Below are 15,562 nucleotides of genomic sequence, written 5' to 3'. Positions count from 1 at the left end.
ATTCGGCTGCGGGCGCTCGTCCGTCACGGAACGCGGCTGCGGACGCAGCGTGACCGGGATGGCGCAGGTTCAGCGGGTGGCGTTGCGGCGCAGCCACCACAGGCCGACGATCGGCAGGATGAGGGGGACGAAGCCGTAGCCCTGGCCGAAGTGCGACCACACCGTCTTGTCGTGGAAGGCGCTGGGCTGCAGGACACTCCACAATCCGACGATGAGAACTCCGGCGAGCTCGAAGGTGATCGTCGCCCGTGCGAGGCGCACGGACGGGTGGTTGCCGCGCGCGAGCGCCACCGTCGCGACGATGTAGATGACGGCGGCAAGCGCCGACAGCAGGTACGGCACGGGCGCCTTGTCGAACGACTGCGCGATCTGCATGATCGAGCGCCCCGTCGCGGCGAGCGCGAACAACCCGTAGACGGCGACGAGCATGCGCCCCGGCCCGGTGTTGACGCGCCCGCGCGAACCCGACTCGTCGGGCGTCGGCGGCGTCGAATACGCCGCGCCGGGGGTGACGGGTGACGCGCCGTCAGGAAGTGCGTTCGTGGTCTTGCGAGGGGCTTCAGGCATCAGGCGTGTCCGTTCCACAGTTGCACGAGGCGGCCGATCATGACGGCGAGGCCGACGGCGCCGACGAGGAGCACCGCTGTACCCCAGCGCGATTCGCGTTCGGCGATGGCCCAGAACCCGGCGACGGGCAGCACGAAGATCAGACCGACGAGATAGGCGATGAAGACGCCGACGTTCATGTGCGGATCCGCCGAACCCGACGTCGCGATGCCGACGATCAACTGGATGACGAGAAGAACCTCGATGGCGATCGTCAGGTAGAACATCGGGTTGTCGATCGGGCGTCCGCGGACGGTGGCGACGAGGGCCAGCAGGGCGAGGACGCACGTCGTCACGAGCAGCGCGACGGTCAACGGCAGAAACACCCGAACATCGTAGTCCCGCCGATGAGTACCAGCCCTGCGACGCAGTCGCCGTCACCTCGCCGCGCGTGTCACTGTCCACGAAATCGCCGCCGGGAGGCGGTTGTCGGTGGCATTGGGTAGCGTGACGGACGTGACAGTTTCTCAGCCAGGTGAGATGCCCCCGTTCCCCGACTCCGAGCCCCTGACGTCAGATCTCACTGCCACGTCGGCCAGTGACGACGACCTGGGCGCACCCGCCGCGTCCACCCCGGCGAGTTCCTCGCCCGAGACCGGCCGCTACACGCCCGACACCGAGGAGAAGCGTCCCGAACCGGACGCGCACGCACCCACCGTCGCGCGCGCGGATGATGCACCGCGCGGCATCGGCCGCATCCCCGTCACCGACGTCATGCCGATCGTCGACTGCGGCAACCTGCCGACGAAGTCGGTCGTCGACGAGCCGTTCACGGTGCGCGCCACCGTGTTCCGCGAGGGTCACGACGCCGTCAACGCCTCCCTCGTCATGACGTCGCCGCACGGCGTCGAGCGGATCGTCCCGATGACGTGCGTGAACCCGGGGCTCGACCTGTGGACGGGCGAGGCCGAAGCCGACCACGAGGGCGTCTGGCACTTCCGTGTCGAGGGCTGGAGCGACCCGTACAGGACGTGGGATCACGACGCGACGATCAAGGTCGCCGCGGGTGTCGACGTCGAGGTCATGTTCGAAGAGGGCGCCCGTGTGCTCGAGCGCGCGTGTGCGACCAACACCTACGACGATGCTGACGAGCGCGTCCTGCGCGACGCCGTCACGACCCTGCGCGACACCTCGCGCAGCGACGACGAGCGTCTCGCGGCCGGCACGTCTACCGAGGTCAAGGACGTGCTCGAGCGGCTGCCGCTGCGCGACTTCGTCTCCCCCAGCCGCGACTACCCCTGGCTCGTCGAGCGCAAGCTGGCGCTGACGGGCGCGTGGTACGAGTTCTTCCCCCGCTCCGAGGGTGCTCACTTCGACGAGGAGACGCAGAAGTGGGTCTCGGGCACGCTGCGCACCGCCGCCGAGCGTCTGCCCGCCGTCGCCGACATGGGTTTCGACGTCGTCTACCTCACCCCGATCCACCCGATCGGCGAGGTCAACCGCAAGGGCCCGAACAACACGTTGACGGCTGGCCCGGAGGATCCTGGTTCGCCGTACGCCATCGGGTCGAAGGACGGCGGTCACGACGCCATCGAGCCGTCGCTCGGTGACTTCGACGACCTCGACGCGTTCGTCGCCCGCGCGAACGAACTGGGCCTCGAGGTGGCGCTCGACATCGCGCTGCAGTGCGCGCCCGACCACCCCTGGGTCACCTCGCACCCGGAGTGGTTCACCACGCGCAGCGACGGCACGATCGCCTACGCGGAGAACCCCCCGAAGAAGTACCAGGACATCTATCCGCTCAACTTCGACAACGACCCGGCCGGCATCTACGCCGAGGTGCGTCGCGTCATCCAGGTGTGGATCGACCACGGCATCACGATCTTCCGCGTCGACAACCCGCACACGAAGCCCGTCGAGTTCTGGCAGTGGCTGATCGCCGACGTCGCGAAGGACCACCCCGAGGTGATCTGGCTCGCGGAGGCCTTCACGAAGCCCGCGATGATGCACAACCTCGGCCGCATCGGCTTCCAGCAGAGCTACACGTACTACGCCTGGCGCCACCAGCCGTGGGAGATCCGCGAGTACCTCGACGAACTCATCGGCGACACGGCGAGTTACATGCGTCCGAGCTTCTGGCCGACGACGCACGACATCCTCACGCCGTACATGCAGTACGGCGGCCCGGCGGCCTGGAAGCTGCGCGCGGCGCTGGCTGCCACGCTCGTGCCGACCTACGGCATCTACGCCGGGTACGAGCTCATGGAGTCGGTGGCGCGCCCCGGCGCCCAGGAGCAGAACGACAACGAGAAGTACCAGTTCAAGGACCGTCGCTGGGCCGACTACGCCCCCGGCGGGCCCAAGGAGGGCCAGTCGATCGACTGGTACCTGCGCCGGCTCAACGAGATCCGCCGCGCCCACCCGGCGCTCGAGCACCTGCGCAACCTGCGATGGCACGGCGTCGACGACGAGAACTTCATCGTCTTCTCCAAGAGCCGCGACATCGGAGACGGCGCCAACGGCGGCCAGGACACGATCATCGTCATCGCCAACACAGACCCGCACGCGACGCGCGAGACCTGGGTGCACCTCGACATGGGCGCGCTCGGACTACGTGGGGACGAAGGGTTCGTCGCGCACGACCTGCTGAGCGACGCCACCTGGCACTGGGGCGAGCACAACTTCGTCCGGCTCGGGCCGGACGCCGAAAACGTCCACATCATCCACGTGAGGAAGTTCTGAGCATGCAAGGTCTTGGTCTGCACCAGCCGGGTCTGAAGCACGACCCGCAGTGGTTCCGTAAGGCCGTGTTCTACGAAGTCCTCGTGCGCGGTTTCAGCGACTCGACGGGCAACGGATCCGGCGACTTCTCGGGCCTCATGGCCCGACTCGACTACCTGCAGTGGCTCGGCGTCGACTGCCTGTGGCTGCCGCCGTTCTACGCCTCGCCGCTGCGCGACGGTGGATACGACATCGCCGACTACAAGCAGGTGCTGCCCGATTTCGGCACGCTGCCCGAGTTCCAGGAGCTCGTCGCGCAGGCGCATGCGCGCGGCATCCGCGTCATCACCGACTTCGTCATGAACCACACGAGCGACCAGCACGCGTGGTTCCAGGCGAGCCGAGAGGACCCGGAAGGCCCGTACGGCGACTACTACGTCTGGTCCGACACGGACGAGAAGTACGAGGACGCGCGCATCATCTTCGTCGACACCGAGGAGTCGAACTGGACCTTCGACCCGGTGCGTCGTCAGTTCTTCTGGCACCGCTTCTTCTCCCACCAGCCGGACCTCAACTTCGAGAACCCGGCCGTGCAGGAGGAGATGTTCGACATCGTCCGGTACTGGATGGACATGGGCATCGACGGCTTCCGCCTCGACGCCGTGCCGTACCTGTTCGAGGAGGAGGGGCACAACGGCGAGAACCACCCGAAGACGCACGAGTTCCTCGTCGAACTGCGCCGGATGGTCGACGAGGAGTACCCCGGCCGCGTCCTGCTCGCCGAGGCCAACCAGATGCCGCACGAGGTCGTCGACTACTTCGGCACCGAGGAAGAACCGGAATGCCACATGTGCTTCCACTTCCCCGTCATGCCGCGCATCTACTACTCGCTGCGCGAGGAGAAGGCGACGCCCATCATCGACGTGCTCGCCGAAACGCCCCCGATCCCCAAGGGCACCCAGTGGGGCACCTTCCTGCGCAACCACGACGAGCTGACGCTCGAGATGGTGACGCCGGAGGAGCGCGCCGCGATGTACGGCTGGTACTCCCCCGATCCGCGCATGCGCGCCAACGTCGGTATCCGTCGTCGCCTCGCGCCGCTGCTCGACAACAGTCGCGCCGAGATCGAGCTGATCAACGCCCTGCTGCTGTCGCTGCCCGGCTCGCCGTGCCTGTACTACGGCGACGAGATCGGCATGGGCGACAACATCTGGCTCGACGACCGTGACGCTGTGCGCACGCCGATGCAGTGGACGCCGGATCGCAACGCCGGTTTTTCGACGGCCGACCCGGGCAAGTTGTACCTGCCGGTCATCCAGAGCCTCGTGTACCACCACAACAACGTCAACGTCGAGGCGCAGATGGCCTCGAGCGCGTCGTTGCTGCACTGGACGCGCGGCATGCTCTCGGTGCGTTCGCGCTACCCCGCGTTCGGCATGGGCGACTTCGTCGTCGCCCCGGCCGACAACGACGCCGTCCTCGCGTTCACGCGCTCGATGTCGGACGAGGACGCGAAGGCCGAGAACACGACGACGAAGCACCTGCTGTGCATCAACAACCTGAGCTCGCGCCCGCAGGGCGCCCGGGTGCAGGTCGCTGCCAAGTTCGCCGGCGCGAAGCTCACCGACATCTTCGGCGGTCAGGGCTTCGGTCAGATCGGTGAGGACGGCACGGTCACCGTCATGCTCGGTTCGCGCGGCTTCTACTGGCTGGCGATCGAGTCCGACGTCAGCGCCGACGACGCGCTGCCCGCCGCGACCGGTACCCCGGAGGCCAACGCCTCCGAGGTGCTCGACGAGTTCAAGGACGACACCACCTCGGACGCTGAGGGAAAGGACCTCTGATGGTCGCCGAGATCCACTCCGGCGCCACGTTGTCACCCGGCAAGCTCGAACTGCTCACGCCGTGGGTGGCGACGCAGCGCTGGTTCCAGGCCAAGGGCCGTGAGCCGCACCTGCGCAAGGTGAGTGCCTTCCGCTTCGAGGACCCGGCAGGTGAGGTCGGCCTCGAGGTGTTGTTCCTGCGCGATCTCGACGCCGAGCACGAGACCACCTACCAGGTGCCCGTCACCTACCGTGGTGAGCGCGCGCCGGAGCTGGAGCACGCCTTCATCGGCACGATCGAGCACTCCGCGCTCGGCACGCGCTACGTCTACGACGGCCCGCACGACCCGGTGTTCGCCGCCGTCCTGCTCGCGACGATGGCGTCGGGCGGAACGCAGGCCGAGCGCAGCGACGGTGTCGTCGAGATGAGCGTCGCAGGCCGGCCCGGTCCGCAGAGCGCCGATCTCGCCGCGATGCGCAGCGCCACGGTGCTGCGTGGCGAGCAGTCGAACACGTCGATCATCTACACCCTCGACGACGGCGAGCAGCTCATCGCCAAGCTGTTCCGTGTGCTCAACGTCGGCGCCAACCCCGACATCGAGGTGACGGGGGCCCTGACGAGCGCGGGCAACACGCACGTGCCGGCGCTGCTGGCATCTCTCAGTGGTTCGTACACGGAGGGGCGTCACTCTCGCGAGCAGCTCGTCGCGGACCTCGCGTTCGCGCAGGAGTTCCTGCCCGACGTGCGGGACGCCTGGCGTGAGGCCCTCGACGCGGCTCGCGAGAACCGTGACTTCACCGACGGCGCCCGCGAACTCGGTCGTACGACGGCGCAGGTGCACCGCACCCTCGCCGAGGTGCTGCCGAGCGTCGAGGCCGACACCGACCGTGTCGATGCCCTCGTCGACGAGATGCACGAGCGAGCGGCAGCGGCCCTCAACGACGCGCCGCAGCTCGCGGAGCGCGCCACGCAGATCGCCCACCGCATCGACGCCGGGCGCAGCGCGCAGTGGCCGCGCTTCCAGCGCATCCACGGCGACTACCACCTCGGCCAGGTGCTCGACGTACGCGGGCGTGGGTGGGTCCTGCTCGACTTCGAGGGCGAGCCACTGCGTCCGCTCGAGGAGCGCTCGGCACCAGACGTCGCCGTGCGCGACGTCGCGGGCATGCTGCGTTCGTTCGACTACGCCGGTGGCACGATCGAGAACGAGATCGCCGGCGCCGACGGCGACCGCCGCGCGTGGGTCAGCGCCGCTCAGGACGCCTTCCTCGCCGGTTACGAGAGCGAACTCGGCGCCGTCGACCGCGACCTGCTCGACCTGTTCGTGCTCGACAAAGCGCTCTACGAGTGCTCGTACGAGGCCCGCAACCGCCCCGACTGGTTGAGCATCCCCGCCGACGCCGTCGGCCGCATCCTCACCACCTCCACCGACTCGTCCGCGACCCACGGCGAGGCGCCCACGATGACGCCCGCCGACGAGGACGACGCCGCGCCCACCGGCGCCGCGGAAAGGAGCACCATGACCTCCGACGACAGCACGACGCCCACTCCTGCCTCGATGAGCCCGTCCGACACGAACGGCGCTCCCCTCGTCTCGACGCAGGATGCCGACGCTTCCGGCGCCGCTCCGCTCGTCGCGCCGCAGGGCGCACCCGCGACGGGTGATACGACCGTCGCGGCTGCGGGAGACAAGCCCGAGGCGGCCGCGAGCGACGCGGGTTCTGGCGGTGGCCTGAGCGCCGCCGGTGAGACGAGCAACGCTTCTACCACCGACGCGAGCGCCCTCGGCGCCGCCTCGCCCGCCGTCGCGCCGTCGCGCGTCGAGGTGAGCGAACTCGACGCCGTCGTCGCCGGTGAGCACCGTGACCCGCACCGTGTGCTCGGCGCGCATGTCGAGAACGGCGTCATCACGTTCCGCGTCGTGCGCCCGATGGCGCGTGGCGTCGTCATCGACATGGGCGAGACTGTGCTCGAGCTCACGCACGAGCACGACGGCATCTGGGCCGGCGCGATTGCGGGTGAGTACATGCCCGACTACCGCGTCATCACGACGTATGACGACCGCAGCGAGCACCGCGGCGACGACCCGTACCGCTTCATGCCGACCCTCGGCGAGATCGACCTCCACCTCATCGGTGAGGGGCGCCACGAGGAGCTGTGGAACGTCCTCGGCGCCCACGTGCGCACCTACCCGAGCATCAAGGGTGACGTCACGGGCACCGCGTTCGCCGTCTGGGCGCCCAATGCCAAGGCCGTGCGCGTCGTCGGCGACTTCAACCACTGGGACGGTGTCGGCCACGGCATGCGCACGCTCGGGGAGTCGGGCGTGTGGGAGCTTTTCGTCCCCGACGTGCGCGAGGGCACCGCGTACAAGTTCGAGATCCTGTGCAGCGACGGCGTGCGTCGCGCGAAGGCCGACCCGATGGCGCGCCTCGCGGAGACGGCGCCCGCGACGGCGTCGAAGGTGACGAGCTCGCACTACGAGTGGAACGACGACGCGTGGATGACGAAGCGCGCCGAGACGAACGCGCACCACGGCCCGATGTCGACGTACGAGGTGCACCTCGGTTCGTGGCGTCAGGGGCTCAGCTACCGCGAGATGGCCGAGCACCTCGTCAACTACGTCAAGGATCTGGGCTTCACGCACGTCGAGTTCATGCCCGTGATGGAGCACCCGTACCCGCCGAGCTGGGGCTATCACGTCACGAGCTACTACGCGCCGAACAGCCGCTTCGGCGACCCGGACGACTTCAAGTTCCTCGTCGACCGCCTCCATCAGGAGGGCATCGGCGTCATCCTCGACTGGGTTCCCGGCCACTTCGCCACCGACGAGTGGGCGCTCGCCCGTTTCGACGGCCAGGCGCTCTACGAGCACCCGGACCCGCGCAAGGGCTGGCACCCCGAGTGGGGTTCGAACATCTTCGACTACGGCCGCCCGCAGGTGCGCAACTTCCTCGTCGCCAACGCGCTGTACTGGCTCGAGGAGTTCCACGCCGACGGTCTGCGCGTCGACGGTGTCGCCTCGATGCTGTACCTCAACTACGCCCGCAAGGACGGCGAATGGGTGCCGAACAAGTTCGGCGGCCAGGAGAACCTCGAAGCCGTGCAGCTGCTGCAGGAGACGAACGCGACGGCGTACAAGCGCACGCCGGGTGCCGTCATCATCGCCGAGGAGTCGACGTCGTGGCCGGGCATCACCCGCTCGACGGACACCGGCGGCCTGGGCTTCGGGCTCAAGTGGAACATGGGCTGGATGCACGACTCGCTCGACTACGTCGCACGTGAGCCGATCTACCGTCAGCATCATCACCACGACCTGACGTTCGCGCTCGTCTACGCGTTCAGCGAGCAGTTCGTGCTGCCCGTCAGCCACGACGAGGTCGTTCACGGCAAGGGCAGCCTGCTGCGCAAGATGCCCGGTGATCGCTGGCAGCAGCTCGCCAACGTGCGCGCCTACCTCGCGTACATGTGGGCCCACCCCGGCAAGCAGCTGCTCTTCATGGGTTCGGAGTTCGCGCAGGAGGCCGAGTGGGCCGACGGTCGCAGCCTCGATTGGTGGTTGCTCGACCAGCCCGCGCACTACGGCGTGCACGCGATGATGAAGGACCTCAACCGCGCCTACCGCGAGCGCCCGGCCCTGTGGGCTCTCGACCACTCGGAGGAGGGCTTCTCGTGGATCAACGCCGACGACGCGGGCCGCAACGCCTACACGTGGCTGCGATTCGCGCCCGCCGAAGCTGACGGGTACCGCCCCGTCGTCGCGATCGCCGCGAACTTCGCCGGCAACCCGCACCACGGCGTCCGCGTGGGCCTTCCCCACCTTGGTACGTGGAACGAGATCGTCAACACCGACGCCGAGGCGTACGGCGGCTCGGGCGTCGGTAACCTGGGTTCGGTCGAGGCCGAGGAGATCCCCTGGGACGGTCAGCCGTACTCGGCCGAGATCACGATGCCGCCGCTCGGTGTCGTGTGGTTCGAGCCGGCGACGCGCCCCGACATGACGCAGGTGGCTGCGCACACCGCTACCGAGCAGGCCGGTGGCGCCGATTCATCGTCCACCGCAACGGCACGACAGGAGAACACGATGAGCGACCAGAACGCAGCGACGAGTTCGTCCGACAAGCAGCCGTCCGAGGCCCTCATCGCGGGCGCGCCGCTCGAGGACGCCGCAGGCAACCCGGGCGCACTCGATCAGCCGCTCGACGGTTCGCGAGGCGGCGCGCAGGCCGAAGGCGCTCAGGAAGCGGCCGGCGACCAGCAGGCGCGCTCGCGCACCGGCGTCCCGGCGACGCACCCCGTCGACCACGCGGACGAGGGTGGTTTCGACGTCGAGCAGACCGAGTCGAAGGCGCACGAGCGTGCCTTCACGCCGGCCGGCGAGGACGAGACGGGTGACGAGCCCGTCGAGCACCTCAAGGACATCACCGGCACGCCCGGTGGCGGCCTTGACGAGGACGTCGAGGGTGGCCGCTGGGGCGCCGACGACGAGGCTCGCGACGCCGCCGACCAGACGCGTCAGCGCGACTGACGACCCGCTCGATCGAGCGCATGAGGCCGGCCGTACCCGCCAGGGGTGCGGCCGGCCTCGTCACGTCCGCCCCGCCTCGCTCGAGGCATCGGTTCGGGCGTTTACGTCGCCGCTCAAAGAGGGCAGGATGAAGGCATGAGCAACCGCGCGGGCCAGTTGGCCGAACCTCGTGACCTGATCGACGTCCCCCACCTCGTCACGGCGTACTACACGCTGACGCCCGACCCTGAGAACGTCGACCAGCAGGTGGCGTTCGGCACGTCGGGGCACCGCGGTTCGAGCCTCAAGACCGCGTTCAACGAGGCGCACATCCTCGCCACGACGCAGGCGATCGTCGACTACCGCCGCTCGCAGGGCTTCGACGGGCCGTTGTTCCTCGGCCGCGACACCCACGCCTTGTCCGAGCCCGCATGGGCGAGCGCCATCGAGGTGCTCGTCGCCAATGACGTCACCGTCCTCATCGACGAGCGTGACGGTTACACGCCGACGCCCGCCGTCAGCCACGCCATCCTGTGCGCGAACAAGGGCAAGGATCTGACGAACGGCTCGGGTCTCGCCGACGGCATCGTCGTCACGCCCTCGCACAACCCGCCCGCCGACGGCGGGTTCAAGTACAACCCGCCGCACGGTGGCCCGGCCGACTCGGACGCGACGAAGGTCATCGCGGCCGCGGCGAACGAGCACATCCGTGACGGGCTCAAGCGTGTCAAGCGCGTGCCGCTGACGCAGGCGATGGGCAAGGTCCAGCGCTACGACTTCCTCGGCACGTACGTCGACGACCTGCCGAACGTCGTCGATCTCGACGCGATCAAGCGCGCTGGCGTGCGCATCGGCGCCGACCCGCTCGGCGGCGCGGCCGTCGCGTACTGGGGTGAGATCGCGGAGCGTCACGCGCTCGACCTCACCGTCGTCAACCCGCTCGTCGACCCGACGTGGCGCTTCATGACGCTCGACTGGGACGAGAAGATCCGCATGGACTGCTCCTCCCCCAACGCGATGGCGTCGCTCATCGGCGAGCGCGACAAGTACGACATCGCGACGGGCAACGACGCTGATTCGGACCGTCACGGCATCGTCACGCCCGACGCGGGGCTCATGAACCCCAACCACTTCCTGTCGGTCGCGATCCAGTACCTCTACGGTGGCGCGCGCCCGCAGTGGCGCCAGGACGGGTTCATCGGCAAGACGCTCGTCAGCAGTTCGATGATCGACCGCGTCGCCGATGACCTCGGCCGCACGCTCGTCGAGGTGCCCGTCGGGTTCAAGTGGTTCGTGCCGGGCCTGCTCGACGGTTCGGGCCCGTTCGGCGGTGAGGAGTCGGCGGGCGCGTCGTTCTGCCGCTTCGACGGCTCCGTCTGGACGACGGACAAGGACGGCATCCTGCTCGCGCTGCTCGCCTCGGAGATCAAGGCGACGACGGGCAAGTCGCCGTCGCAGCTCTATGGCGAGCTGACGGCGAAGCACGGCGAACCCGCGTACGCGCGCGTCGACGCCCCCGCCACGCGCGAGGAGAAGGCCAAGCTCGGTGCACTGACGCCCGAGGCCGTCACGGCGGACACGCTGGCCGGCGAGCCCATCATCGCAAAGCTCACGGAGGCGCCCGGCAACGGCGCGAAAATCGGCGGCCTCAAGGTCGTCACTGATTCGGCCTGGTTCGCCGCGCGCCCGTCGGGGACCGAGGACGTCTACAAGATCTACGCCGAGTCGTTCCAGGGCCCCGAACACCTTGCACAGGTGCAGGCTGAGGCGAAGGACGTCGTCGCGGCAGCCCTGGGCAACTGAGGCTCGCTTCCGTCACAACACGAACGAAGGGCTCGCTCCGGGTGGAGCGAGCCCTTCGTGTCCGTCACCCACCGCCGACAGCAGGGCGGCTACGTGCCTGCGTGCAAGTGCACCCGGGGCACTTGCACGCAAGGGGTCAGTGCGTCGTTGCCAGACGTCGCCCGGCCCGTCGGGGCTGTCAGTACAGCGCCGACATCAGCGCCGTGCGTGCCTTCTTGACGCGCGGGTCGGTGGCGCCGACGACGTCGAACAGCCCGATGAGGTGCTCGCGCGCGGCGTTGCGCTCGTCGCCGGAGGTCGCCTTGACGACGTCGACGAGACGCGCGAACGCGTCTTCGACGTGGCCACCGAGGACATCGAGGTCGGCGACCTGCGTCTGCGCGGTGACGTCGGCCGGGTTCTTCGCGGCGGCGTCACGTGCAGCCTGGAGGTCGACGCCTTGCGTGCGCTGCATGAGCTTGACCTGGCCGAGGGCGAGACGCGCCTCCTCGTCCTTCGGGTTCTCCGTCAGTGCCTGCTCGAACGCGGCGATGGCGCCGTCGTAGTCGCCCTTGTCGATCGACTCGTACGCGAGCTGGTGCAGCGGCGGCAGCTCGGGCTCGGCCTGCTCGCCGCCCTCAGCGCCGGCCTGGCCCGTTGCGTTCGGGTCGTAGTTCGCCACGCGGCCCGCAAGACCGTTCTGCACAGCGATCTGGACGATCTGGTCGACGAGCTCGCGCGTCTGCGCGTCTTCGACGACAGGCGGAATCGGGATCGGCTGGCCCTGGACGAAGGCCGCCGCGAGAATCTGCCCCGGCTGGCCCTGCTGCGCGGCCTGCTGCGAAAGCTGAGCGAAGACCTGACCGATCTCGGGCGCGGTGTCGAGGTCGGCGACGCCCATGAGGACGCGCCCTTCTTGCGCGCGCACCGCGCGCGCGAGCGAAGCGACGGGCGCCAGGGACGCCGGTTGCGAACCCGCCCAGATCGCGATGATGACGGGGTGCTGCACCGACTGCTGCACGAGGCCCTGGAAGTTCTCGGCTGTCACGTCGACGACAAGACCGTCGTGACGGAACGTCTCGGCGATGACGGCGTCGTCGGCGCCCTGCGGCATGGGGGCCTGCCCGGGATTCGCAGCGCTCGGCGCGTTTGCCGGCGCCGCAGCGCCGGCGTTGCCGGTCGGTGCGCCAGCGGCCGATGCGGGGCGCCCGGCAGGAGCGCCACCCTGCGGCTTCTTGAGCGAGGACAGGTCAACGGCACCGCGCAGCGACGCGGCGTTCAACGGCTGATTCGACATGCCCTCATTGTTGCAGGGCGCGCCGGGGCGGGCGACGCATGATCGCGCACAGCGAACACCTGGCCGCACGTGGCGAGGCGCGTCCCTCGGGTCGGACCGTCACTCCGCGGCGGGTCCTCGCGCCCGGGCCGTCAGCCCCGCGAGCGCACCATCCGCAGGTCGTACGAACCCGAGGTGTCGTCCTTGCCGACGCCGTCGAGTTCGAACCCGTGCTTGCGGTAGAACGCCTGCGCACGCTCGTTGCCATCGACGACCCAGAGGTAGGCCTCTTGGTCGCCGAGTTCGCGTGTCATGAGTTCGTGCGCGAGGCCCGTGCCATGGTGCGCCGTGTCGAGATTGAGCACCTGCAGTTCGACGTCCGCGGGCGCGTCGTCGTCGCGGGCCTTGCCGATGCAGATCCACCCGACGAGCGCACCGCTCGAGCGGTCGAATGCCCCGACGACCCGAGGCGCCTCGGCGGAGGTCAACCACGCGCGCCAGCGCTTCGCACCGTCGACGGGATCGAGCCCGTCGAGCTTCTCCTGCGGGATGAGCCCGGTGTAGGTGTCGCGCCAGATCGTGACGTGGAGCTGGGCGAGCTCGTCGGCGTCATCGCTTGTCAGGCCACGGATCTCGTAGCGCTCGTCGATGGTCATGTCGACGTCCTCTCTCGTGGTCATTATCCGCGCCCGGCGAGGCCCGGGCGTCAGTTCGACTCGGCGAGCCGGGCTTCGACGCGCTCGACCTTCGCGTCGAGCTGGCCGGTGTAGCCCGGGCGGATGTCGGCCTTCAGCACGAGCGAGACGCGCGGGGACGCGACTTGGACGGCCTCGCAGGCGCGCTTGATGACGTCCATGCACTCGTCCCACTCCCCCTCGAGGGTCGTGAACATCGAGTCGGTGCGGTTCGGGATGCCCGACTGACGCACGACGCGGATGGCTGCGGCCACCGCCTCGCTGACGGAACCGTCCGGGTCGTCCGTCGTCGACGGTGCGACGGAGAAAGCGACGAGCATGATGATCTCCTCGAAGGTGATGGGAACGATGCAGTCAGGTTCGCACGTCGGCCACCCCGCGCGGCGTGCGACGAGCGTCGCGTCTTGGGCCCGGCAGGATCAGCTCGCGCAGGCGTCCGGGTCGCAGGTCCCCGTCACGACGGCCTCGAGCCAGTGGTGAACGAGCGTCACGGCCCCCGCGCCCTCACCCGACGCCGCGGCGACGCGCTTCATCGACCCAGCGCGGATGTCGCCTGCGGCGAACACGCCAGGCACGCTCGTCGCGAGCGCTTCCGGGGGCAGCCCGTCACGCCAGAACTCCTGCGGCACGTCACGACCGGTGAGCACGAAACCCTTGGCGTCACGCGCCACGGTGCCGTCGAGCCAGTCGACGCACGGGTGCGCGCCGAGCAGGAGGAACAGCCCGCAGGCGGGAACCGTCAGCTCCTGGTCCTCCTCGTTGAAGCGGATCGTCACGTGCTGCAGCCGATCGGTGCCGCTCGCCCCGACGATCTCCGCATTCGTCTTGACGACGATTCGCGGGTTCGCCTCGATCTCGCGGATGAGGTAATCCGACATCGTCTCCGCGAGCCCGTCGCGACGCACGACGATGCTGACGGAGCGCGCGAAGCGTGAGAGGTGGATGGCGGCCTGGCCCGCCGAGTTGCCGCCGCCGACGACGAGGACGTGCCCGCCTTCGCACTCGCGGGCAGCCGACGACGCCGCGCCGTAGTACACGCCGCGTCCGACGAAGCCTTCGACCTCCTCGACGCCCAGGCGACGGTAGGCCACGCCCGTCGAGATGAGAACGGCGCGGGCGCAGACCGGCCCATCGTCGGTCTCGAGCACGTGCGGTTCGCCGCGATAGCCGGGCGTGAAACCGGTGACCTCGGTGGCCGAGTAGATGCCCGCGCCGAACCGAGTGGCCTGGAACCGTGCGCGCTGCGCGAGGCGCATGCCCGAGATGCCGCGGGGAAAGCCCAGATAGTTGCGGATCATCGCGCTCGTGCCGGCCTGCCCGCCCACGGCGTCGGCCTCGATGACGGCTGTGCGCAGCCCCTCGCTCGCGCCGTACACCGCGGCAGCGAGGCCGGCTGGGCCCGCACCGACGATCGCAAGGTCGACGACGTGACCCTCACCCAACTCGTCGACGGTGGCGCCGAAGGCGCGCCCGAGCACACGGACGTCAGGGTTGGCGTGAACCTCGCGCTCGGCGATGCGCACGAGCGGATAGGCGATCTCGATGCCCTGCGAACGCGCCATCTCGAGCGTCTTGGCTGCGTGCGGAGCCTCCGGCGGCCAGACCCCCGTCGGGATGCCCTGGCGATCGAGGAAGTCGCGCAGCACCCCGACGTTGGGGTCGCCTGGGGGCGCCACGATGTTGACGAGCTCGATCTCGGGGCCACCCGCCGACCACCCCCAGTCCGAGAGCAGCTCGGTGACGGCGGTGTGAAACTCCTCGTCGCGCGGGCCGCTCGGCAGCAGGAGCGCGGCCTCGATCTGGCCGCTGATCTGCGCGACGCGCTGCTCCTCGACCGCCCACGGTTCGCTGCGCAGGCGCACCATGACCCGCTTGGCCGCCGGCATGACGGCATGCAGGCACTGCAGCGTGACGAGGCCCGTCGCGTCGCCCACCTGCGTCGTCGCGGCGAACATCGCGACCGGGAGGCCGCGCGCGTTGAGGCCCTGCGCCATCGTCATCGATTCGCTGAGCGTCGTGGCGAGTTGCAGGTCGTAGTCGGCAGCGTAGCGGTGGGCGAATTCTTCCCGCATCTCTTCGGCGTGCTCAGCGGCCGCGATGAGCATGATGACGGGCGTGGGAGGCTTCATGCTCCGAGTGTAGGCACCGGCGCCGACAACCCCGATATTCGGCGGAATCAGAGCTGATACCGGCCGTCGACGCACGTCCGAA

The 15,562-nt window shown here is 69.2% G+C and carries 10 protein-coding genes; 4 read left to right on the top strand and 6 right to left on the bottom strand.

Annotated features, from left to right (window positions below; all coding sequences use genetic code 11):
* Positions 1-69: 69 nt before the first annotated feature.
* Both AC1RS9_RS02010 and AC1RS9_RS02005 read right to left on the bottom strand, forming a co-directional pair.
* On the bottom strand, positions 70-567 hold the full coding sequence (locus tag AC1RS9_RS02010; RefSeq protein ID WP_083603948.1) for a hypothetical protein: 498 nt from the start codon (positions 565-567) through the stop codon (positions 70-72).
* Positions 567-932, bottom strand: a complete 366-nt coding sequence (locus AC1RS9_RS02005; RefSeq protein WP_074040758.1) for a hypothetical protein — start codon at positions 930-932, stop codon at positions 567-569. The genes AC1RS9_RS02010 and AC1RS9_RS02005 overlap by 1 nt, the downstream gene beginning before the upstream one ends.
* Before the next feature lie 154 nt (positions 933-1,086).
* Between AC1RS9_RS02005 and AC1RS9_RS02000 the strand changes: the two genes are divergently transcribed.
* The 4 genes from AC1RS9_RS02000 (at position 1,087) to pgm (ending at position 11,401) form a co-directional block, all read left to right on the top strand.
* On the top strand, positions 1,087-3,288 hold the full coding sequence (locus tag AC1RS9_RS02000) for an alpha-1,4-glucan--maltose-1-phosphate maltosyltransferase (protein ID WP_473956901.1): 2,202 nt from the start codon (positions 1,087-1,089) through the stop codon (positions 3,286-3,288).
* 2 nt (positions 3,289-3,290) lie between these two features.
* Complete coding sequence (treS, locus tag AC1RS9_RS01995) at positions 3,291-5,111, top strand: maltose alpha-D-glucosyltransferase (RefSeq protein WP_006945942.1); 1,821 nt, start codon at positions 3,291-3,293, stop codon at positions 5,109-5,111.
* Positions 5,111-9,619 (top strand): 1,4-alpha-glucan branching protein GlgB, encoded by a 4,509-nt coding sequence (glgB, locus tag AC1RS9_RS01990; RefSeq protein ID WP_473956881.1) that lies wholly within the window; start codon positions 5,111-5,113, stop codon positions 9,617-9,619. The genes treS and glgB overlap by 1 nt, the downstream gene beginning before the upstream one ends.
* A gap of 135 nt (positions 9,620-9,754) precedes the next feature.
* Positions 9,755-11,401, top strand: a complete 1,647-nt coding sequence (pgm, locus tag AC1RS9_RS01985) for a phosphoglucomutase (alpha-D-glucose-1,6-bisphosphate-dependent) (protein ID WP_473956879.1) — start codon at positions 9,755-9,757, stop codon at positions 11,399-11,401.
* 178 nt (positions 11,402-11,579) lie between these two features.
* Here the strand turns inward: pgm and AC1RS9_RS01980 are convergent, their stop codons facing one another.
* The 4 genes from AC1RS9_RS01980 to AC1RS9_RS01965 all read right to left on the bottom strand — a co-directional run bounded on the left by AC1RS9_RS01980 (position 11,580) and on the right by AC1RS9_RS01965 (position 15,480).
* Positions 11,580-12,677, bottom strand: coding sequence for a co-chaperone YbbN (locus AC1RS9_RS01980; protein WP_115296410.1), 1,098 nt, complete (start codon positions 12,675-12,677; stop codon positions 11,580-11,582).
* A 131-nt stretch (positions 12,678-12,808) separates the two neighbouring features.
* Complete coding sequence (locus tag AC1RS9_RS01975) at positions 12,809-13,312, bottom strand: GNAT family N-acetyltransferase (RefSeq protein WP_186318468.1); 504 nt, start codon at positions 13,310-13,312, stop codon at positions 12,809-12,811.
* A gap of 50 nt (positions 13,313-13,362) precedes the next feature.
* Entirely contained in the window at positions 13,363-13,671 is a 309-nt protein-coding gene (locus AC1RS9_RS01970) for a thiamine-binding protein (protein ID WP_074040752.1), read from the bottom strand.
* A gap of 99 nt (positions 13,672-13,770) precedes the next feature.
* Complete coding sequence (locus AC1RS9_RS01965) at positions 13,771-15,480, bottom strand: NAD(P)/FAD-dependent oxidoreductase (RefSeq protein WP_473956876.1); 1,710 nt, start codon at positions 15,478-15,480, stop codon at positions 13,771-13,773.
* Positions 15,481-15,562: the final 82 nt, after the last annotated feature.

It is taken from the genome of Dermacoccus sp. MPR-E5, assembly GCF_058809565.1.
This window is presented reverse-complemented; position numbering and strand designations above follow the sequence as displayed.